General features: G+C 38.7%; 18 protein-coding genes. 5 read left to right on the forward strand and 13 right to left on the reverse strand.

The features are described from left to right. Window positions 1-204 precede the first annotated feature (204 nt). Window positions 205-858: a DUF2959 domain-containing protein gene (locus ACMUMJ_RS10770; RefSeq protein ID WP_414678836.1), complete on the reverse strand. Its 654-nt coding sequence runs from the start codon at window positions 856-858 to the stop codon at window positions 205-207. An 895-nt stretch (window positions 859-1,753) separates the two neighbouring features. Between ACMUMJ_RS10770 and ACMUMJ_RS10775 the strand changes: the two genes are divergently transcribed. The 3 genes from ACMUMJ_RS10775 (at window position 1,754) to ACMUMJ_RS10785 (ending at window position 4,152) form a co-directional block, all read left to right on the forward strand. Continuing rightward, window positions 1,754-2,431 carry a DUF3047 domain-containing protein gene (locus ACMUMJ_RS10775; RefSeq protein ID WP_414678838.1) on the forward strand — a complete coding sequence of 226 codons (678 nt, stop codon included), beginning with the start codon at window positions 1,754-1,756 and terminating at the stop codon, window positions 2,429-2,431. 32 nt (window positions 2,432-2,463) lie between these two features. Then, window positions 2,464-2,805: a hypothetical protein gene (locus tag ACMUMJ_RS10780; RefSeq protein ID WP_414678839.1), complete on the forward strand. Its 342-nt coding sequence runs from the start codon at window positions 2,464-2,466 to the stop codon at window positions 2,803-2,805. Window positions 2,806-3,315: 510 nt separating this feature from the next. Continuing rightward, complete coding sequence (locus tag ACMUMJ_RS10785; protein WP_414678840.1) at window positions 3,316-4,152, forward strand: phytanoyl-CoA dioxygenase family protein; 837 nt, start codon at window positions 3,316-3,318, stop codon at window positions 4,150-4,152. Between the two features lie 336 nt (window positions 4,153-4,488). Here ACMUMJ_RS10785 and ACMUMJ_RS10790 read toward each other — a convergent pair whose 3' ends face one another. The 12 genes from ACMUMJ_RS10790 to nadC form a co-directional block, all read right to left on the reverse strand. Then, complete coding sequence (locus ACMUMJ_RS10790; RefSeq protein WP_414678841.1) at window positions 4,489-5,145, reverse strand: sensor histidine kinase; 657 nt, start codon at window positions 5,143-5,145, stop codon at window positions 4,489-4,491. A gap of 5 nt (window positions 5,146-5,150) precedes the next feature. Continuing rightward, window positions 5,151-6,350: a response regulator gene (locus ACMUMJ_RS10795; RefSeq protein ID WP_414678842.1), complete on the reverse strand. Its 1,200-nt coding sequence runs from the start codon at window positions 6,348-6,350 to the stop codon at window positions 5,151-5,153. A 19-nt stretch (window positions 6,351-6,369) separates the two neighbouring features. Further along, window positions 6,370-6,585 carry a DNA gyrase inhibitor YacG gene (locus ACMUMJ_RS10800; RefSeq protein ID WP_414678843.1) on the reverse strand — a complete coding sequence of 72 codons (216 nt, stop codon included), beginning with the start codon at window positions 6,583-6,585 and terminating at the stop codon, window positions 6,370-6,372. Beyond that, window positions 6,578-7,180 carry a dephospho-CoA kinase gene (coaE, locus tag ACMUMJ_RS10805; RefSeq protein ID WP_414678845.1) on the reverse strand — a complete coding sequence of 201 codons (603 nt, stop codon included), beginning with the start codon at window positions 7,178-7,180 and terminating at the stop codon, window positions 6,578-6,580. Before coaE ends, ACMUMJ_RS10800 begins: the two co-directional genes overlap by 8 nt. After that, window positions 7,177-7,914, reverse strand: a complete 738-nt coding sequence (locus ACMUMJ_RS10810; RefSeq protein WP_414678846.1) for a prepilin peptidase — start codon at window positions 7,912-7,914, stop codon at window positions 7,177-7,179. The genes coaE and ACMUMJ_RS10810 overlap by 4 nt, the downstream gene beginning before the upstream one ends. Window positions 7,915-7,964: 50 nt before the next feature. Further along, window positions 7,965-9,017 carry a type II secretion system F family protein gene (locus ACMUMJ_RS10815; RefSeq protein WP_414678847.1) on the reverse strand — a complete coding sequence of 351 codons (1,053 nt, stop codon included), beginning with the start codon at window positions 9,015-9,017 and terminating at the stop codon, window positions 7,965-7,967. Beyond that, the gene (locus ACMUMJ_RS10820; protein WP_414678848.1) at window positions 9,004-9,930 is read right to left on the reverse strand and encodes a GspE/PulE family protein; all 927 of its coding nucleotides are present in this window, start codon (window positions 9,928-9,930) and stop codon (window positions 9,004-9,006) included. Before ACMUMJ_RS10820 ends, ACMUMJ_RS10815 begins: the two co-directional genes overlap by 14 nt. Then, window positions 9,927-10,394 (reverse strand): pilin, encoded by a 468-nt coding sequence (locus ACMUMJ_RS10825; RefSeq protein ID WP_414678849.1) that lies wholly within the window; start codon window positions 10,392-10,394, stop codon window positions 9,927-9,929. The genes ACMUMJ_RS10820 and ACMUMJ_RS10825 overlap by 4 nt, the downstream gene beginning before the upstream one ends. A gap of 61 nt (window positions 10,395-10,455) precedes the next feature. Further along, complete coding sequence (locus ACMUMJ_RS10830) at window positions 10,456-11,250, reverse strand: putative metalloprotease CJM1_0395 family protein (protein WP_414678850.1); 795 nt, start codon at window positions 11,248-11,250, stop codon at window positions 10,456-10,458. A 104-nt stretch (window positions 11,251-11,354) separates the two neighbouring features. After that, window positions 11,355-13,448 carry a phosphate acetyltransferase gene (gene pta / locus ACMUMJ_RS10835; RefSeq protein WP_414678851.1) on the reverse strand — a complete coding sequence of 698 codons (2,094 nt, stop codon included), beginning with the start codon at window positions 13,446-13,448 and terminating at the stop codon, window positions 11,355-11,357. Window positions 13,449-13,514: 66 nt separating this feature from the next. Beyond that, the gene (locus ACMUMJ_RS10840; protein WP_414678853.1) at window positions 13,515-14,708 is read right to left on the reverse strand and encodes an acetate/propionate family kinase; all 1,194 of its coding nucleotides are present in this window, start codon (window positions 14,706-14,708) and stop codon (window positions 13,515-13,517) included. Then, a complete protein-coding gene (gene nadC / locus ACMUMJ_RS10845; RefSeq protein WP_414678854.1) occupies window positions 14,708-15,556 on the reverse strand; it encodes a carboxylating nicotinate-nucleotide diphosphorylase in 849 nt (282 codons plus the stop codon). The genes ACMUMJ_RS10840 and nadC overlap by 1 nt, the downstream gene beginning before the upstream one ends. Before the next feature lie 746 nt (window positions 15,557-16,302). Between nadC and aceE the strand changes: the two genes are divergently transcribed. Continuing rightward, window positions 16,303-18,969, forward strand: a complete 2,667-nt coding sequence (gene aceE / locus ACMUMJ_RS10850; protein WP_414678855.1) for a pyruvate dehydrogenase (acetyl-transferring), homodimeric type — start codon at window positions 16,303-16,305, stop codon at window positions 18,967-18,969. A 93-nt stretch (window positions 18,970-19,062) separates the two neighbouring features. Further along, window positions 19,063-21,006 carry a dihydrolipoyllysine-residue acetyltransferase gene (aceF, locus tag ACMUMJ_RS10855; protein ID WP_414678856.1) on the forward strand — a complete coding sequence of 648 codons (1,944 nt, stop codon included), beginning with the start codon at window positions 19,063-19,065 and terminating at the stop codon, window positions 21,004-21,006. The last annotated feature ends 117 nt before the right edge of the window (window positions 21,007-21,123 follow it).

Genomic DNA, 21,123 nt, shown 5'->3' on the forward strand with positions numbered 1-21,123 from the left:
TATGATGCTCAATATTTTGGTGTATTTTTAAGTTTATTCTGATTAAAAATGGCATTGCTAGAAGAACATGAAAAAAGCATGGCGTTCCACGTTTGAAATGCCATTATTCAGGTTCGACTGCTTCTAGTAATGCCTTTAATAATATGGGATATGAACTTTCCATACTATTAAAGGCATAAAATGAAAGTGTAAAAAATATATTAATTAACCTTGATTCATTTCTTCGATAAATTTATTGGATTCAGAGATCGACTTGTTCATGTCCGTTAACAAAACTTGAATGTCTCTTTTTAAACTTGAGAATTCGCCTTTTATCGCCGCCACTGCGTGAGAATTAAGGTTATGCTTTAAATATAAAACATTGTCTTTAAGGGATGATAGTACGGGTTTCATTTTATTTTCAGAGCTGCGCATTGAGCGTAATAGTTTACTAAATTGACGTTTTGTCTCGGCCAGCTTTTTAGCGCTTTCACGTTTAAGGGTCGCATTTGTGTATTGATCCAGCTCATCATTCCATTCGTTAAATAACGCATTGGCAACTTCTTCAACATTATTAATATTATTGGTAACGTCCTCGGCTGCGTCTGAGCTGGATTCATAATCGTCATTTAGTTGATCATAAACGTCTTTTAACTTGCCTCCATCAAAATTGACTAGAGTTGTTAACCGCTCTAATGCCGATTGAAATTCTTCTTGAGATGTTTCCTGTGATTCTTTGGTTTCTTCGACACGATCAACAAGAATATCACGCTTATGGATGCCAACGGTTTCCAGTGCTGAGTAATAGGCTGTTTGGCATCCTGCCAATACTAGGGATAATGTCAGTATGGATGCGTTTAGTAATGTTTTATTAGTCATTATAAGAACCTGATTATTTTGCTAATACGATGTTAATGTTTATCCGTATTCTAGCATTATGAATTGGATTAATCAGTTTGGTCTTTGTGTCCATTTATTGAATTGATGTTAATGATATGAAGTGGGAAAAATGAGTTTAGTTTAAGCGTACCTTCCCTAAGATTGTTGACGTTTAATGATGATCCACATACAGATAAGATAGATGTGAATGTACACAGAATCTGTTACAGGGTCTGGCAATGATGAAATCATGGTCACAGGTCACACCCCGAGCTTTCTCTTTGAATGTCTTCAAAGATAATAACGTACTACTTAATGGATTTTCATTTTCAGGTTCAAGTTCAGAATTTAGGCCTTTATGAGAGTGAAAAATCCAGTCTTCGTTTTTTCTTTTATTAACTTCATTGTCAATCCATCCATATGAAATTAAAGTAAATCCCAACTCATTACTTGTGGATACTCGTCCTAAAAAATAGAATCATCATGACTTAATCCTAGTTTTCTTCCGTTTCCTTCAAATTAAGTGTTAGGAAATAATATAGCCAGTTAAACGAACATTGCGCCTTTCCGATAAAGACGTTGCTAATAAGGCAGTTTGTAAGTGATTTATAATTAGGTACAATACTACGCTTTAACATCTAAAATTTGCCCTAAAGGCTACGTTACGCTTTCTAAATTAGAATTATAGACTGTGGGCTGTTTTAGTTGATTTGTCTCAAGAGCGCCTTTACTACTGTTAGACTCTAACAATGCTTGAACGACTTGATAGTCGATACTGACATCTGGTTTTTGAACAGTTTGGGTTGAGTCGCCCAGTTGTTAAGCTAGATTGTTTACAATATCAGTGTAATGATAATTGTTATGTCTAACAAAAAATAATGTGTGAAGGTTTTTAATGAAAAAAATAATCATTTTCTTAACAAGCTTTTTTTGTGTTGTGTTCTCATCGTCCTCTTTTTCTAAAGAAATGAAATTTGCTGCGAAGGACATGAATTCTTGGTCTGTGCGATATTTTTTAGATAAAACCTATTATTCGGTTATCACACCAGACTCTATAACTTTTAAAGATATTCCTCAATCAGGTGCTCTATTTGCTAAGAGTTCTGCGTCTGCATCTGCTCTTTTTTATAAAGAAAAAATTGATTTAGAGGACACTCCTTGGCTGTCATGGTCTTGGCGAGTTGAAACATTTCCAACCGTTGAAAATGAGAGAAGTAAGAAAGGCGATGATTTTGCAAGCCGTGTTCACATCCTGTTTAACAAAGGTACGGTGTTTTCAACAAAAGGAATCAGTTATGTCTGGTCTCAACAGGCTGAAAAAGGCGATGTTTGGGAGAATCCATTTGCAGGCAAAAAAGCCTATATGATATCTGTTGAATCCAGTAAAAATGTAGGGGTATGGAAGAATGTTCAAAGAAACATGAAACAAGATCTTAAAGAAATGTTTGGTGAAGATATTCGTTACCTCTCTGCAATTGCTATTATGACGGACGCAGACAATAGTGGTACTCAATCTGAAGCGCTATATTCGAATATTAGATTAACTAAAAATAAATATGTATTTCCTAATTAATTGTTAAAGTTTTATATCTGAAGAGAACAGTAATGAAGACAAGCGTATTTAAAGAGCCAAATCAGTGGATACTTTTTATAGCATTGACTATAGCCACGATTAACGGTGTTGTAACAGGTCAGTATTTTACATTATTAACAGGTGTTCCTTTTTTGTTAGTGTCTGTTCTTGCTTCTACTCGTTTTCATTTGCAGTTGTGGATATTATTTGTTACTGGTGCAATTATCAATATTATTCTAGCCATCACAACAGAGGCGAATTATTTCATAGGTGGCGTTTACGGCTTACTGACTGTTTACGGCTTTTATGAGTTGTTTAAATGGGTTAATGACAAAGAAAAGCTGAACGATATAAATCGAGTTAAGGGTAAATAAGTTACTTTTAGCTCTATTGTTGTATGTTATAAACTTAGTCACTGATTAAATGAGCTTCTAAACGGTTTTTATAAATAAATTGGTACTCAATATGTTTATTTGTGGATTGCAATGGGCATAAGGGAATGAGCCAAATTCGAGTGTAACATTTCCAAATGTGATTTCCATATAGGAGCAGAAGGATCTGTCTCTTGATAATTTTCTTTGTGTGCTTTTTCAGTTCAGCGGGCTAAATCATGTTCGTTATTGCATGTTTTTCCCCAGAGCGATTTAGGGAAATGCCGATTAATGTGTGTCTCAAAAACTTTAGGATGAGGTTGTGTTGCTTATCACTGAGATCTGGGCTGAGCTATATGGAAGCACTAAAAAGAATTCGTGTCCTTAATATGAATAGAATATTATATTCTCATAGATATGAATATTTATTGCAAAAATAGAGTAAGAACATGCTCTTTGCTCTAAAGAAACATAAATTATGGGTTATATAAAAAGAATAAGGGTGAAATACGTATGTTAACCATGGAGCAAGTGAAGCAATATAGCGAGCAAGGATATCTTGTATTAGATGAGTTATTCGATGTAAATGAAATTAACAAGATAAAAGCACAAGCAGAAAAAATCATTAGTGAATGGGACGAGTTGTCGCAAGACCACATATTTACCACTGAAGATAATGATCGAAGTGGTAATGATTTTTTTCTGAGTTCATCGGAGAACATAAGTTGTTTTTTCGAAGAAGAGGCGTTTAATGACAAGGGCGAACTGTGCCAAGATAAAAATTTGTGTATTAATAAAATTGGTCATGCTTTACACGAACTCGATCCTATTTTTGAACGTTTTAGCCATTTGCCTATTTTAGGTGAGATAGCAGCGTCGATTGGTTTGATTAATCCTCAGATTCGTCAATCTATGTATATTTTTAAACAACCTAAAATTGGTGGTGTTGTAAATTGGCATCAAGATGCCAGCTTTTTCTATACCGAGCCTCAGAGTGTTGTTACTTATTGGTTTGCAATGGAAGATGCGACATTAGAAAATGGGTGTTTATGGGTTGAACCCGAAGGTCATAAAGGGCCATTAAGAGAACGTTTTAATAGAAGTGGTCTTGATACAAATATGGTGACCTTAGATAAAACACCATGGCCAACAGAAAAAAGTACTATACCGGTGGAAGTAAAGGCAGGAAGTTTAATGATTTTTCATGGTTACTTACCACATTACAGTGCACCAAATTACTCTAGTAGATCCAGACAAGCATATACGCTTCACGTAACAGATGGTAACGCTGTCTATGCGTCGGAGAATTGGTTGCAAACCATTAATTTGCCATTACGAGGGTTTGATTAGAATCAGGTTTTTGTAAGGTGCTACTTCGTTACGATCCTTATTTATATCCTCGCTAGGTAAACTGCGCTTAAGAAGCGCTCAGTACACTAAAAACCTTTCATTCAAATAAAAAGCACAAGATGTCACTCATTTTTGTACTTTTCGCCACTAAATAAGCCGACTTAGCCTTATTTAGTGAGTCTTGAACGGACTAACCTCTTGCCGCTCGTATCATCTGGTCTATTTTAAACTCATTAGCTAAGGCAAGCAGCATCGCCAGTTTGTTGTCGTTTTTGTGCACCTCAATACACGCTTATTGGGACGGTATGAGCGTGTTTCACATATTGATAAAAAAGTTTATTGAGGGAGGAATATTTTTAGACAAGCTCCGCCTAATTTACTGGATGTTTCTTTAGTGATGTAACCATTTACGTCTTTAATTGAATGAGATTTTGCAGACAATTCACAAAAATAGAGACCCAGTCCAGTATTTTTTGAAAACAGCATTTCATCGCTTTCATCATTAAAAAAACCTGGACCGTCATCTTCAATGGTAATAACTAAAAAGTTTGCCTCAATATTGGCGGTGAGTAGTATGGCCTGTTTTGCATAACGAAGTGCATTATAAATAGAAGTACTGACGGCGGATGTAATCAAGCGTTCGTCAAAAAAACCAATGATGTCTTCGTCGCATTTGAAGTTTAATGTAAGGTCTCTAGAGGAAGCTGAGCTCTCTAGTGCGAAGACTTGGTCATCGAGAAATTCAGAGACAGATACGGAATTATAAAGAATTGGATAACCGTCTGTGGACAGCTTGTATAGGTAGAGGTACTCAACCCATTCATCATTTAATTGCTTTAAAGACTCTTCTATTGTATCAATGGTCTTCTCAATATTCGTGTTCATTTCCTTATGACTTTTGATGGTATGAGTATGATATAGCAATGTGCCAATACGGTTTTTACTTTCATGTATTGCACTGGCTAAAATGGTACTAATATCTAATTTATCCATATTGATTATCCTTCAATATCTAGCGTGACTTTATGCTGCTCTGAAGGTTGGTGTGCTAATCCTTCTTGATAATCTGATTCCCAGAGCGCAAGAGCATCAGTAGCACTACGACTGTCGTTTTGGTTTAAATAAAATTGAATCGTTATCTCATGGGTAGATGTGGCTACATCGATGTCTTCAAGTCGAAACTCCTCAATTTTTTTCAGTGTGCTTTTAAAGCCATCTTTTTGTCGTGGTAGCACTTCTTCTTGAGATGCCATACCAGCAATTGAGCGTAAATGGTTTAAGTAGATCTCAGGGGAATTGAAACAAGAGTGTTTGGCTAGGAATACTGCTCTTCTAAAAGACATTTCAGCGAGGAAATAATCTTTTAATTGTAAGCTGAGCTTGCCCAGTTCGATTTGCCTGAGAATGCTTTTCGGCGACCTCTCAATGGCATCAATGAGTACTGTTTTTGCTTCATCGTGCCGGTTTTGTGCAATCAGGCACTTGGCTAGCCAATCATAGGCGTTTACAAAAAACTTATTGTCTAGCATGAGTTGCTGGAATTTCTTTTCTGCGGAAACGTACTTTTCCATTAAAAAAAGTGTTTTGGCTAACCCAAACAGCGACCAAGGCATCTTTTGTTTTTTTAGTGCGGTTGAGTAAACGTTTTTAGCATCAGAGTACCGGCCTAAACTGATGTAGCATTCCCCAATGATACGATGACACTTTCCTTCTAAATAGGGGTATTTTTCTATTATTTCTTCGCATTCCTCTATTGCTTTTTTGAAGTTTTTTGAATCTAACGCCGTGTTTACGGAGCGTAGCTTCTCTTTGCTTTCAACAAGCTTGAGTAGCCTTCTTTGAAGTAGTGCCTGAGAAAATGGTTTAGTAATATAACCATCTGGCTGGTACTCAATAGCTCCCATCACCATTTCAATGGAGGTTTCTGCTGTTACCATTAAGTAAGTAGAAGTGTTGGGGATTAGCTCCGAGTGGCGCACTTCTTCTAGTAGCTGCTGACCATCTTTACCATTACCAAGGTTATAGTCGGATAAGATGAGATCGTATGTGTTGTCTCTTAAAAGCTCAATTGCAGATTCGGCTTTCATTGCTATGTCTATAGACTTGAAGCCAAAATCGGTCAGCATTTTTTTTTGTAAAATTCTGGCTTCTGCCATATCTTCAATTAAAATGGCTTTTTTTTGGGAAAAGTCGATCATAGATGATACTGCCTCAATGCTAGTAGCCAGATTCTTGAGATAATTGCGTTGTCATTATTTCATCTTCTTCTGAGTCTGTTTGGGGAATCGCGTAGTTTCCACTCGCCCATTCACCAAGATCAATTAGTTTGCATCTATCACTACAAAAAGGTCTAGAAGGATTGCTTATCGACCATATAGCCTGTTTTTTACAAGTAGGGCAGGCAATGTAAGTATTCTGTTGAGTGTTATTCATTCATATTATTCAAAATTTGTTGGTGTACTGCATAAACTTTATCACCCAATTCGTTCATATTGCCAGTATTTTCAATAACATATTTGGCTTTTTGGATTCGTTCTTGGTTGCTTATTTGTGTTTGAATGATTTTTAATGCATCTTCTTTTGTGGAGTAATCCCTCTTGCAAACTCTTTCAATTTGCAGTGTCTGAGGCACAGAAATAGAAATGACGTCGCTGCATATTTCGTTTTGTCTCGTTTCGAATAGCAAAGGGTGCACAAGCAAACAATACTTAGATGTCGATTTGTGTAATTTCTCCATTGTGGTTGATCTAATTATAGGATGTGTAATCGATTCTAACCATTTTTTCTCATTTAAGTCGTTAAATATAATGTGTCTTAATGTAGCTCTGTTTAAAGAATGATCGTCGTTTAACATGGATGGGCCATATCGATCGTGAATTAAACCCAGTAGTTCAGTGCCAGGCTTAACGACTTCTCTTGCAACATCATCAACATCGATGTAATCCACATTCAGTTTAGCAAATAAGCTGGCAATGGTGGATTTTCCGCTGCCAATACCGCCCGTTAAGCCAATGATTGTCTGTGTCATATGAATTGATTCCAAAAGAAAATGTAAGCTGAAAGACAAAGGTATGGCCCAAAAGCAATTTTTCGGTTCTTATGAAATAAGAATGCCAATAAACCTAGAGTGCTTGCTAAAAATAGAATGTACGAAATTGCACTAACGCCAAACCAAGCGCCAATACCTGCAAGAAGTTTTGCATCGCCTAATCCAATTATTTCTATGTTTCTCAATTTTAAAAACGTAAATCGAATGACATAAATCCCACCGTACCCTAATAGCATGCCGTAAACGGAAGAAGCAAGTAAGCTTTCTGATTCCAGTGACAATAGCAGTGAAAATAGGATGAGTAATCCGTTTAGTTCATCAGGAATCCATTGATGATGAAAATCAAAAACGGAGATAGTGAGTAAACAGCAGAAAATCAAACCGATGAATAGAGTTTCAAATATCGATAAGTTTAAGAGCAGTAAAGGGAGGCAGATAATTAGTGTGGCTAGCTCAAGAATTAAATATTGTATCCCAATGGAGGTTTTGCAATGTTTGCATTTTCCTAAGAGGAATACAAAACTGAATATTGGGATCAATTCGAGTGCCGACAATGGCTTATTGCAGTGAGTGCATTGGGATCGGCCGCTTGTGAATGATGGAGGTTCTTTTTCGGAAAATGTTTGCTCTAAAATGCTATGAGCTTCCTTTCTCCAATGAAATTCACACCAAATAGGCCATCGATGTAGAAAGGCACTAATCAAACTACCCATGCATAAAATAAACACACAGAATAATGATATAAAGAGAAGGTCATGATACATCAGTAAGGTTCCATAAGCGGTGCGTAGATATTGATTAAAACTTTGGCAACAAAAAAGCCAGCCGTCAATAGAGATAGGGCAGGAACGATTCGATTAAGTAGCGATAGTATATAGAACCAACGTTGTTTTTGAAGTGCAGAAGCCAATAATAATGCCCTTTCAATATTGCCATTTTTGCTTGAATTCACTAAGGCGAGATAGGATTCTCCAAGAAACCAGTATCTGGGGAAACTTTCAGCGTATCCCAGCCCCAATTTAAGTTTGTAATAGGTTACATACAGTTGTTTTTTGTGATGCTGGTGCGATGTTGAGTCGGCAATTTTTTTGATGGTATCTTGTAATGATTCTCCTGTATCAAGGGAAGAGGAAAGAAGTTCAAAAAAATTATATAACCTTAATGATGAAGAGAAATATTCCAGAAAGTAAATGGCTTTTCCTGTGGTTGTTTGGTGAATCGTGATGATTTGAACAGCGCTCACAAGAAAATAAACCATCATTATATTCAGTTCCAGCGTGTCTTCTAAAAGCATGTTTCCTATAAGAGATAGAATGGATGCTTGGATGATAAAGAAAGGGTAGTAAAGGGATTTTGTTAATTGAGTTGATGTTTCTTTTTTTGAAATTAAATTGTCTAATATCACGGTTAAACTTTTTCTGAAATTTTCTTGTGTTGTGTTTTTGGGTAAAAGATCTCCTATAAATTGATGCTTTTTATCGCATAATTGTAATAATGCCTTTTCTAATGGAACGCCATTACTGGAATGTGTCGCCAAATATAAACAAGTAGGAGAAAACTTTCTGTTACCTGAAATGGCGATATTGTATATTGCCTCGTTGAGTGTCATTCCAAGGTTCATGAAATTGATTAGCTCTTGGAATAAGGTAATTAATTTGGTTGAGTTTAATTTATTAATCTTTTGTTTCTGTATTTTGCCTCCTTTATAGCCTTGTTTTAATTCAGAGAGTAGATGTTGGCTATAATTGAGCTCTATGGTTTGAGGGCTTTCACCCTCAATAAAGAAAAATACATTATTGGTATTAGTCTTCATCATGCACCATCCAGTAACGCTCGTTATTGATTAATGCGTGGTAATTCTCAGGGAGCTTTTTATTCCATGACGGTGTAATGCCCGTAAATTTGGGTGTTCGTTTATTGTCTTTAAAGATCATCCTTTGGTGCATAACAAAGTTTAATGAGCTTGCTAGGGTGAACATATCAATATCCCAGCTTTGAAGTCGATAGAACAGTTCAAGTGCGGAGTTTGTATGGATAGTTGTTAATACCAAGTGACCTGTATGGGCGGCAGTTAAAGCAAGCTCAGCGGTTTCTTTATCTCGCAGTTCGCCAATGAAAATAATATCTGGATCTTGTCGTAATAAACTTTTTAATAAATATTGAGGCGTTATATTAATGTGGGTGTTTAACTCACATTGATAAAAGGCATCAATATTGAATTCTACAGGGTCTTCTATGGTAAAAATTGTTTTTTCACCATTGTTTAAATATTCAAGGCAAGAGTACAGAGTGGTGGTTTTACCTGCGCCTGTTGCGCCACAGACAAAAATAATACCTTTGGGTTTTTCTAATGCGGTAACAAGATTCTTATATAAAGAAGGTGGGAGTTTTATGTTTTCTAATGAATACTTAAACTCTGTTGGGAGAATACGAAGTGAGACTTTTTCACCCAGTTTTGTGTTCACAATGCTAATACGAATAAAAAACTGCTCTTGTTTGAACGTGTATGAAAATTGGCCTTCTTGAGTTCTCCTCGTTTCGGATAAATCCAGATTGGACAGTATTTTAAGTCGATTTACCGCATTTTTAGGGACGAGGTCATCATGTAAAACCGTAATTTTTCCCGCCACGCGATATTTTGCTTGATAATCAGAAGGCGTTGGGCATAAATGGATGTCTGTTGCCCCATTCTTAATAGCAATGTTAATGGATTCCTCAATTATCATCATTCTGTATCCTCATTAGAGCTGATTGTCTTGCAATGGCCTGACAGCAGTTCTGAGGGAAGGGTTGAAGTGCATGTCCATTGAGCTGATGTTGTCCGAGCGAATAAGAAATATTGATTCGCTTCAATGGCGCTTTCTTCCTTTAATTGAATTTTGATTGTGCCTGTGACGCCTTGATTTTGTTCTATGTTACTCGACGATATGACACTTTTTTCACTTAAACTCTGCTGAGCCTTTAATGCATTGAATTGAGTAGTAGTGGGAAAGGTCCCATTGGTAATGACATGTTCTTCAATGGAGGTTTGGAGTGCATTTGAAAAGCTGTACACTTCAAGTAACTTAGCTTTGGTTATTTTTTGTATGAATTGAGGGGCACTGAAGCTTGCGAGTATTGAAATTATAGTAATAACAACGAGAAGTTCAATCAGCGTAAACGCAGAATGAGATGGTTTGAATTTATAGTGCATTTTTAGTCCTTTAAAAATGAGTAAATAATACGTCCTGTATTATTGTTGTTTATTGATTCGATTATATCGCGTGAGAAATTGTCCCCCCTAGGGTGTTTAAGCTTAAATTATACGAAGCAATACGGCTGTCATTTGTGGATACAGAGTCGTTGATGCTGTTTGAGTTAGTGTCTTCTTGTTTAGTACTTTCTGACTCTGTTTTTTCGTCCTCCTCAGATGGTTTGAGTTGAGATTGTACTATCTCGGCTCTGGCTTCTGATATTTTCGATTGAGCGTCAGAGGCGATACGTCTATCCGCGGATGAAGGCTCAACTGGAGCAAGGGCAGCGCGATATACTTGCTCCATTTTAGATATGGTCGCTTGAGGGTCGCCAGCAATAGGGCTGACATCAATGGGGACTTCTCCGGCAACTGCATAGCTTTGACCGTCAGGGCCTTTTTCATAGGTATAGCTTGGTGAACCAGCAAATTGACCGCCAACTGATGCGTGGGCTTGTTCATGGATTTTAACTTCTCGATCTCGATCTTTTAGGTAGTCAAGGTGATCTTGTTCTTCTTCCGTTAATTCCGTTTCTTTCTTACCTGCTGGCTCTTGTTCTTCTAGTTCTTTTTCATCTGTTGCATTAGCAACGACTTCGTCGTCATTCCCTTCTAAATTTGAATCATTGGCTGCGTTTTGCTCCGGGTTACTTCTTTCTGAGAGTTGCTTTCCTTCTTCAGACAGCGTAACAACCGTAGATGATGTTGTAAGAGTTTGATTCTCTTTATCAGAAACGGTGTTTTTATTTGAAATTACCTCATTATCAACAGAAGGCTGAGTCGGGTAATTATTTAAATAAGAGAGAGAAACTGACATGGCTGCAACCCTGATACGATACGCATTTACTATAGCTTTTGTTAAAAGCTTTGTCTATTGTTTAGGCGAATAGACAAAGCTAATAAGTGGGTATATGTGGAATTTTATTGGTCGGTTGCAGCTTGTATTGCGGTTATTGCAACGGTGTAAACAATGTCGTCTACCAATGCACCACGTGATAGATCATTGACAGGTTTACGAATACCTTGCAGCATTGGACCAATACTCACCACTTCAGCACTACGCTGAACGGCTTTGTAGGTTGTATTTCCTGTATTTAAATCAGGGAAAATGAAGACAGTTGCTTTGCCTGCTACTTTACTGTCAGGCGCTTTTTGTTTTGCGACTTTTTCCATTATCGCTGCATCATATTGTAACGGACCATCGATTAATAAATCAGGTCTTTTTGCAGAAGCCAGTTCTGTGGCTTTTCTCACTTTATCAACGTCGTTACCTGTCCCTGAGCCTCCCGTACTGTAACTGATCATCGCAACTCTAGGGGTTATACCAAAAGCGGCGGCTGAATCTGCACTTTGAATCGCAATTTCAGCCAGCTGCTCTGCGGATGGATCTGGATTGATGGCGCAGTCACCATAAACTAAGACTTGATCCGGTAAACACATAAAAAACACAGAAGATACAATTGAAGAATGCGGTGACGTTTTTATTAGCTGTAAAGCAGGGCGAATGGTGTTGGCTGTTGTATGCACTGCCCCTGAAACTAAGCCATCCACATCCCCGACCTGAAGCATCATGGTGCCTAAGACCACATTATCTTGTAGCTGTTCTTGAGCAATAATATCTGTTAAGCCTTTCTTTTTACGTAGCTCAACCATTGGGCCTATGTACTTTTCTCTTATGGAATCTGGGTCTAATATTTCCACTCGATCATTTAGTTCAATGCCATTATTCTTCGCGATTCTGAGTATTTCAGACTTGTTACCAAGCAAGGTGCATCGCGCAATGCCTCTTTCAGCGCAGATAGAAGCCGCTTGTATGGTGCGCATTTCATTGCCTTCAGGTAAAACGATGCGTTTATTGTAGGCTCTTGCTTGCTCAATTAAGCGGTATCTAAATGCAGGAGGTGAAAACTTTCTTTCTTCTTGATTTAGCGCAAAAGAGTTGATCCAGTCATGATCAATGCAACGTGCGATGTGTTCTTTTACGTTTAAAATTCGTTCTTTGTCGTCTAGTGGTATTTCTTGGTTAAATGACTGCATGTTTATGACGGTATCCCAACTGTTTGAGTCAACCGATAAAACAGGCAGCCCTTTCGCCATTGCTTTTCCACACAGTGACATTAAAGATTCGCTTGGTTGATAGCCGCCAGTTAAGACGAGAGCGGAAATTTTTATATCATTTAGGGCGGCAATAGCCGTCGCCATGATAATGTCTGTGCGATCGCCGGGGGTGAATACCAATACGCCCGGTTTCAGTGCTTCTAACATATTTTCTACGCCTCTAGCACACAATGTGAAGGACTGCACACGACGTGTCTGCATTTCCCCTTCATTAATGACTTTTGCATTAAGAAAATCAGCAACGTCTTTGACCCTTGGGTGTGTTAATTCGTCTGATGAAGGTATTTGTCCAAGTAAGCTAAAGTTACGTTTGAAAATAGGGCGTTGGGCGAATGTGTCTCCGTAAGACTTTACGCCTAATGAGCCTGGTAATGTCTTGTTTAGTATGCAGCCAATAACATCCGATGTTTTAATTCCACCGTATGATCCCGCCGCAATTTCAACGTGGTGTTCCAACTCATTAGGTCTCATATTGTTCGGTGCAGTCACAAGGACGAGGCCCGCATCTAAGGTTTTAGCTATGGCTTTATTTAAGCGAGTGGCATAAGGGTGTCCAGAAATTTGAGCTAAACCTTCAACAACAACTGTAGAGCCTGGTTCGATCGATGATTGAAAACGACCAACGACTTCTTCCATTAATTCGTTGAGTTTGTCATTGTATAAATAACGTTCAGCGTCAGTTAGCGAAATGGGTTCTGCGGGGGATAAAGTAGAGCCTTGGGAAACCATGGCCGTTGATCTGTCTGGACCAGTATCGGTAGGGTGTGGTTGTGATATGGGTTTAAAAAAACTGGCTTTTAGTCCTTGTTGCTCCAGCGCTCTCACAAGGCCTACTGATACAGAGGTAAGTCCAACTCCTGGACCTGTTGGTACAGTCATCAATACATTTGTTGACATTTTTTGCTCCACCTTGCTTATTAAAGTAATGAACGTGCTCGCTCATTCAGTCTTTAGTAATTGAGTTTAGTTTTTAGTTATTAAGTTTAAAGTGTCTAGAGCGATCATTTTTTCTTCATTTGTAGGGATAATCCAAACTTGAAGTGCTTGGTTATCGTCAGAAATGAGCGCAGCGTCACCTTTTGAGGCTGAGTCGTTTTTAGTTTGATCTATCTTTATATTGAAAGCACGTAGGTGCTCGCATACTTTGTGTCTAATATACTGAGAGTTCTCACCAATCCCTCCAGTAAAAACCAAATGATCAATTGTATCCAGTGTTGTGGCTGCGCTCATAAGTTGCTTGGCGGTCCTGCTGGCAAACATATCAAGTGCTAATTGTGCCTTATTGTTTTTAGTGTTCATTGCTTCTTCAAGTGTTCTGCAATCGTTAGACAGTTCTGAGATGCCTAAAAGACCACTTTTTTTATTGAGAACGTCCATTGTTTCTGACATGGATAGTTGGTCTTTTTCTGATATGAACGCAATTAAGCTAGGGTCAATGCTTCCAGAGCGAGTTCCCATAATGAGCCCATCCAAGGGAGTCAACCCCATACTGGTGTCGGTTGCTTTTCCATTAGCAATAGCACATACACTTGCCCCATTGCCTAAATGAGCAACCAGTACGCCTTGATGTAGGCTTTCAGGTTTAATTTCGCCCAGTTTTTGACTTATGTAACGATAGCTGGTGCCGTGAAAACCGTATTTTCTTACATGGTGATCGCGGTATAACCTCAAGGGAATACCGTAAAGATATTGGGTTTCTGTTAAGGTTTGATGAAATGCCGTGTCAAAAACAGCAACTTGAGGAAGTAGTGGGAAAAGAGACTGAGCGACCTCTATTCCTTTTAAATGCGCTGGGTTATGCAGTGGAGCAAGATCAGTGCATTCATGAATTGTTTGAATGACGGTGTTATCAATAATAACGGATGAACTAAAGAACTCTCCGCCGTGAACAACTCTATGGCCAACGCCTACTAATGCCGATTTTATCTCCGCATGTTGTTCAAGCCATTCATTAATGCCTATGAGTGCGGATTTATGATCAGAAGGAGAGAGCTTTATGAGTGCTTTTTTGTCGTTAAACTTAATGCTTAAACGACCATTATCGAAACCTAACCCTTCAGCAATGCCTTCTACAATGACGGTGTTGCCACGACCAGAAAGAATGGCAAATTTTAATGATGAACTACCACTATTAATAACTAAAATCGCATCATTCATTATTGTTCCTCTAAAACTCGCAATGAAAGGTCAATGGCCTTTATGTGTTTAGTTAAAGCACCTATAGAGATATAATCAACGCCAGTTTGAGAGACTTGAAGTAAATCGTCTTTAGTCATATTTCCAGACGCTTCAAACTTCGCTTGTGATTGATATTTTGCCACCGCTGTTTTCATATCATCCAAAGTGAAATTGTCGAGCATTATTATGTCTGCGCCCGCGTTCACGGCTCTTTCTACTTCTTTTAAATTTTCTGTTTCGACTTCAATTTTCTTATTTGGGGCGATTTTTTTAGCCATAGATACGGCATTTTCAATCGATCCTGCGGCCATAATGTGATTTTCTTTAATTAAGAATGCATCATATAGACCTATTCTATGATTTTGAGCGCCTCCTACGGTTACTGCGTATTTTTGAGCTAATCGCAATCCAGGAATGGTTTTGCGAGTATCAAGTATCGTCAACTTTGATCCGGCAACAAGGTTTACATATTCTCTTGACACGGTTGCAGTATAGGACAGTGTTTGCAAAAAATTCAAAGCCGTTCTTTCAGCGGTTAAAATGGATCTTGCTAAACCTTGAATAACAAGAAAAGGTTGATTGGGCTCAAGTAATTCACCTTCTTCTGCTTGCCAAGTAAGAGAAACCATCGGATCAATGGATTTAAAAACAGCGTTTACCCATTCTTTTCCACATAAAACAGCCGACTCTCGGCTGATTACATTTGCAATTAGTGTATTTTCTGCCGGAATAAGTTGAGCTGTGATATCACCACTTCCTAAATCTTCGTATAACGCTGTCTCTACTTGTTGCTTTATTGACGCCTGAAGGTGTGTATCTAGTGCCATTGTATCGAATCCTAATAGTTTAATGCTTTGTTATTGTAGCTTTTTATTCGTACTCCGTCAGTTAATGAATTAAAATGGAAAACATTTTATTTAGTCTAAAAAAGGAGTATGAAATAAATACTTCCCATGATGAATGAGAAGTATGTTGGATACGGCTTTATAGTGGAACAGTGCGGTTTGCATGATGTTTCAATGCTAATAATACTAAGTATTTACGTCATGAATGAAAAATTTCAGTGTAGGGAACAACCTATACATCAGTATTCTTAGCTTAAAATTTAATCTAATAATGCAAAATAACCCATATTATGACGATAGCAGATACAACGTCTACATCAAATGAGTATTGTTTGTCCAGTCTAGTCGATCTAAAGATTAGGTGTTACTCTTAGCCCAACTTGTAGACCAGTCCAAGAAGACTGAATGTGTTTGCCAGTATTAAAGTGTATTTCTAATATCAAAATAATTTACACGAATAGAGTTTCAACTTAATAAACGATTCAAGTGAAGTAACTTCGGAATGACGTTGAAAAGAAACTAAAATAAGAATACTTCTACGCATTTTAAAGGTTACTAAAGCTACAGACGAATACTTTAATATCTGATGTATGTCGTGGCTATTACTGGTTTTTACATTAACTATGGTGTGAATTCCAACGTTTCGTTTAACTCTTCCATATCATTATCTTACAAAGTTACATGGTATGGATTTTAGAATCTGTTCTTATGGCGGGGGTTATAAAACTATGACGGAGCAGCATATACTCGAAGATGTCGATCCAACTCAAACGAAAGAGTGGTTAGATGCACTTGAGTCTGTCCTTCGAGAAGAAGGTCCTGAGCGCACAAAATTTATCCTAGATCGTTTAATGAAAGAAGCAACTAAGGCTGGAACACCAATGCCTGCTTCTATAACAACATCTTATCGTAATACCATTTCACCTCAGAATGAAAAAACATTACCCGGTGACTTATTTATGGAGCGCAAAATCCGCTCTATTATTCGCTGGAATGCATTGGCAATGGTAATGAAGGCAAACCGAATTGATTCTACACTCGGTGGTCACATTACCAGCTTTTCTTCTGCTGCGACGCTATATGATATTGGTTTTAACCACTTTTTCCGTGGTAATACTGATAAACAAGATGGTGACATGGTGTTTTTCCAAGGTCATATTTCTCCTGGTATCTATGCACGCTCTTACATCGAAGGACGTCTTACCGATGAACAGTTAGATAACTTCCGTCGTGAGGTAGATGGAAAAGGATTGTCATCTTACCCACATCCTTGGTTAATGCCTGATTATTGGCAGTTTCCAACCGTTTCTATGGGGTTGGGACCGCTACAAGCGATTTACCAAGCTCATGTTATGAAATACCAGCATAGTCGTGGTCTTGTTGATCAAGGCGACCGTAAGGTATGGGCATTCTTAGGTGACGGTGAATGTGATGAGCCTGAATCTTTAGGTGCAATTGCATTGGCTGGCCGTGAAAAATTAGATAACTTGATTTTCGTTATTAACTGTAACTTACAGCGCTTAGATGGCCCTGTACGTGGTAACGGTAAAATCGTACAAGAACTTGAAGGTGTGTTCCGTGGAGCAGGCTGGAATGTTATCAAGTGCTTGTGGGGACGTCATTGGGATCCACTGTTTGAAAAAGACCATAAAGGCCTTTTGGTTAAACGAATGGATGAAGTTTGTGATGGTGAGTTACAAAACTACAAAGCAAATGGTGGCGCTTATACTCGCGAGCATTTCTTTGGTAAGTATCCTGAATTGCTAGAAATGGTTAAGGATATGTCTGATGATGATATCATGAATCTGAATCGTGGTGGACACGATCCGTATAAGGTTTATGCTGCGTATGCTGAAGCAACATCCCATAAAGGTCAACCAACGGTTGTTCTTGCTCAAACTGTAAAAGGTTATGGCATGTTTAAAGCGGCTGAAGCTCAAAATACAGCCCATCAAACGAAGAAATTGGATGAAGAGTCATTGGCGATGTTCCGTGACAAATTCGGTATTCCAATTACGGATGAAGAGTTAAAAGATCTGCCTTATTACCGTCCAGCTGAAGACAGCCCAGAAATGAAATATCTGAGAAGTCGTCGTGCTGCGCTAGGTGGAGATTTCCCTGTAAGGCGTCGTGATTGCGAAGCGTTAGAAGTGCCATCTCTTGAAGCGTTTAAAGCTCAACTACAAAGTTCAAAAGGCCGTGAAATTTCGTCTACAATGGCGTTTGTACGTGTTTTGAATACGTTGGTTAAAGATAAGAAAGTTGGTCATCGAGTAATACCAATCGTTGCAGATGAAGCGCGAACGTTTGGTATGGAAGGTATGTTCCGTCAGCTGGGCATTTATTCTGCTGAAGGTCAAAAATACACACCTCATGACCATACTCAGATTATGTATTATAAAGAATCTGAAAAAGGTCAAATTCTACAAGAAGGCATAAACGAAGCAGGCGCTATGTCTGCCTGGTTAGCATGTGCAACTTCTTACAGTAATAGTCACTACCCAATGATTCCTGTGTACATCTACTACTCAATGTTCGGTTTCCAGCGTATTGGAGATCTTGCGTGGGCGGCGGGTGATTCTCAAGCACGTGGTTTCTTAATTGGTGCAACAGCAGGTCGTACTACCTTAAATGGTGAAGGCTTGCAGCATGAAGATGGGCATTCCCATATTATTGCTGGCACGATTCCTAACTGTGTTTCTTATGATCCAACTTACTCTTACGAAGTAGCCGTTATTGTTCAAGATGGTTTACGTCGTATGTATCAAGAGAAAGAAAGTGTGTTCTATTATTTAACAGTAATGAACGAAAACTACGCGCACGATGATATGCCTGAAGGCATTGAAGCTAACATCATCAAAGGGATGTATAAGCTTCAAGAAAACACGAAAAAAGGCAATAGCAAGCACGTTCAATTGCTTGGTGCTGGTGTTATTTTACGTGAAGTGGAAGCTGCAGCAGAAATGCTATTGAATGACTATGGCGTTGACTCTGATGTATTCAGTGTGACGTCGTTCAATGAATTGCGTCGTGAAGGTTTGGATACTGAGCGGTGGAATATGCTGCATCCAGAAGCGGAATCTAGAACGTCTTTTGTGGCTTCTATGCTAAATGGAGAAAGCCCAGTTATTGCTTCTACCGATCACATGAAACTGTACGCTGATCAAATTCGTCCGTTTGTTAAAGGTGCTTATAATGTGCTGGGTACAGATGGTTTTGGTCGCAGTGATACTCGTGAAAAACTACGTCACTTCTTTGAAATTAATCGATATTGGATCGTTGTGTCTTCTTTGAAGGCATTGGCGGACAAAGGAGAAATTGACGCATCTGTTGTAACACAAGCAATCACTAAATTTGGCTTAGATCCTGAGAAGCCGAATCCAGTTACCTGCTAATTGTCAGTCAACTAATAGGGCATCGGTCTAGTTAATTTAGACCAATGCCGTTTTTTACTTATTTGATGTGTCTTTACGACAAAGGAGATTTCCGTGAGTACAGAAATCATTCGCGTACCGGATATTGGTGGTGCAGCCGATGTCGATGTAATCGAGATTAGTGTCAGCGTTGGTGACATGGTCGAGGTTGATCAACCAATTATAGTATTAGAAACAGATAAAGCATCTATGGATGTTCCTTCGCCAGTAGCTGGCAAAGTTGTTAGCATTTCCATTGCCGAGGGTGATCAGGTTTCTGAAGGTTCGACGATTCTTGAAATTGAGCTTCAATCAACAGCAAGTGTTGCTGCCGATGTTGCTAAAGAAGATGTTAAATCTGTTGCAGTTGCTTCTGTAGCGCCTCAAGCTGCTGTGTCTCAAAGCAGTGATGTTCAAGTTGTTGTTCCTGATATTGGTGGTGCAACGGACGTTGAGGTTATTGAGATTTGTGTTGCTGAAGGTGATGATGTTGAAGAGGGTGATTCTTTAGTTGTTCTTGAAACAGATAAAGCATCTATGGATATTCCTGCTCCATTCAGCGGTAAAGTCGGCTCAATTATCCTTTCAATAGGAGACAAGGTTTCCGAGGGAAGTGATATATTGAAATTGTTTACAGCGTCAGCGAGTGCTCCAGATGTTGTTGCTCCAATTACTTCTGAGGTCGCACCTACTGGGTCTTCTAGTGATGTTACTGTAGCGCCAGCGGTTGTAACGGCTGGTGGCATTGAGTCTGTAAATGTTCCAGACATTGGTGGTGCGACAGACGTTGAAATTATTGAAATTACCGTTTCTATTGGTGATGAAATATCTGAAGGCGATTCACTGATTGTTCTTGAAACAGATAAGGCATCGATGGAAATTCCTGCGCCAAAAGCAGGTGTGGTTAAATCCATTTCAGTGAGCATTGGTGATACGGTTTCTGAAGGGGATTTGATTCTTGGTTTGGAGGTTGAAGCTTCTGTGGTAGCTGCTCCAGTTAGCGCTCCTGTAGCTGAAAAAGCTGAGCCAACTCAACAACAAACTTCTGTTGTTTCTGCTTCAGTGAATGCTCCAGCTCGATCTGCTGTTTTAGCAACACCATCAAAGAAGGTTCACGCTGGCCCAGCGGTTAGAATGTTGGCTCGTGAATTGGGTGTTGATTTAAGCCTTGTACGCTCAAGTGGCCCACGTGGTCGTATTATCAAAGAAGATGTTCATGCTTATGTAAAAGCTGCGGTTAAGGTGGCTGTTTCTGCTCCAGCCCCAGCAACGACTTCTGGTGCTGGTATTCCTCAAGTTCCTGATATTGATTTCAGCCAGTTTGGTGATGTTGATATTGTTAAGATGAGCAAAATACAAAGACTTACGGCACAGAATATGTCTCGTAATTCTTTGGTGGTTCCTCATGTTACCCAATTTGATAAAGCGGATATCACAGATCTTGAAGCGTTCCGTAAAGGGCTAAAAGCAGAAATGGAGAAAAAAGGCGTAAAACTTACTCCTCTTCCATTCTTGATCAAAGCAGTAGCTCAGGCTCTGGTGGAAAATCCTGCGTTTAATGTTTCGTTAATGTCAGATGGTGAAAACTATGTTCAAAAACATTATGTAAACATTGGTATTGCAGTGGATTCTCCAATTGGTTTGGTTGTTCCTGTATTGCGTGATGCAGATAAAAAATCCATTGTTCAGATAGCTGAAGAAGCGAATGCTTTGATTAAGAAGGCATTGGGCAAGCAGTTGAAGCCAAATGATATGCAAGGTGGCTGTTTTACTATCTCTAGTTTGGGGGCAATTGGTGGAACAGGCTTTACTCCAATCGTTAACTGTCCTGAAGTGGGCATATTAGGTGTGTCTAAAGCTGACATTGAGCCTAGATGGAATGGTAAAGAGTTTGAGCCACGAACAATGCTACCATTGTGTCTGTCCTATGATCATAGGGCTGTTAATGGAGGTGATGCGGGTAGATTTATGACGTATTTGAATTCAATTTTGAGCGATTTGCGTCGTATGATATTGTAATTCAATCTGCTCTCTTTCCTGAGAAAAACCCGCTGTTTAGCGGGTTTTTTTGATTTAAATTAACCATAATGAGAGCTTTGTACGACTACCATGCTTATGAATACTTTGTTAAAAATA

This window comes from Marinomonas phycocola, from assembly GCF_047525455.1.
In the GTDB taxonomy this organism is placed as follows: Bacteria; Pseudomonadota; Gammaproteobacteria; order Pseudomonadales; family Marinomonadaceae; genus Marinomonas.

Coding starts and splice junctions, on each gene's coding strand:
- ACMUMJ_RS10770 (WP_414678836.1), bottom strand. CDS start 858: ATGACTAATAAAACATTACTAAACGCATCCATACTGACATTATCCCTA.
- ACMUMJ_RS10775 (WP_414678838.1), top strand. CDS start 1,754: ATGAAAAAAATAATCATTTTCTTAACAAGCTTTTTTTGTGTTGTGTTC.
- ACMUMJ_RS10780 (WP_414678839.1), top strand. CDS start 2,464: ATGAAGACAAGCGTATTTAAAGAGCCAAATCAGTGGATACTTTTTATA.
- ACMUMJ_RS10785 (WP_414678840.1), top strand. CDS start 3,316: ATGTTAACCATGGAGCAAGTGAAGCAATATAGCGAGCAAGGATATCTT.
- ACMUMJ_RS10790 (WP_414678841.1), bottom strand. CDS start 5,145: ATGGATAAATTAGATATTAGTACCATTTTAGCCAGTGCAATACATGAA.
- ACMUMJ_RS10795 (WP_414678842.1), bottom strand. CDS start 6,350: ATGATCGACTTTTCCCAAAAAAAAGCCATTTTAATTGAAGATATGGCA.
- ACMUMJ_RS10800 (WP_414678843.1), bottom strand. CDS start 6,585: ATGAATAACACTCAACAGAATACTTACATTGCCTGCCCTACTTGTAAA.
- coaE (WP_414678845.1), bottom strand. CDS start 7,180: ATGACACAGACAATCATTGGCTTAACGGGCGGTATTGGCAGCGGAAAA.
- ACMUMJ_RS10810 (WP_414678846.1), bottom strand. CDS start 7,914: ATGGGTAGTTTGATTAGTGCCTTTCTACATCGATGGCCTATTTGGTGT.
- ACMUMJ_RS10815 (WP_414678847.1), bottom strand. CDS start 9,017: ATGATGAAGACTAATACCAATAATGTATTTTTCTTTATTGAGGGTGAA.
- ACMUMJ_RS10820 (WP_414678848.1), bottom strand. CDS start 9,930: ATGATGATAATTGAGGAATCCATTAACATTGCTATTAAGAATGGGGCA.
- ACMUMJ_RS10825 (WP_414678849.1), bottom strand. CDS start 10,394: ATGCACTATAAATTCAAACCATCTCATTCTGCGTTTACGCTGATTGAA.
- ACMUMJ_RS10830 (WP_414678850.1), bottom strand. CDS start 11,250: ATGTCAGTTTCTCTCTCTTATTTAAATAATTACCCGACTCAGCCTTCT.
- pta (WP_414678851.1), bottom strand. CDS start 13,448: ATGTCAACAAATGTATTGATGACTGTACCAACAGGTCCAGGAGTTGGA.
- ACMUMJ_RS10840 (WP_414678853.1), bottom strand. CDS start 14,708: ATGAATGATGCGATTTTAGTTATTAATAGTGGTAGTTCATCATTAAAA.
- nadC (WP_414678854.1), bottom strand. CDS start 15,556: ATGGCACTAGATACACACCTTCAGGCGTCAATAAAGCAACAAGTAGAG.
- aceE (WP_414678855.1), top strand. CDS start 16,303: ATGACGGAGCAGCATATACTCGAAGATGTCGATCCAACTCAAACGAAA.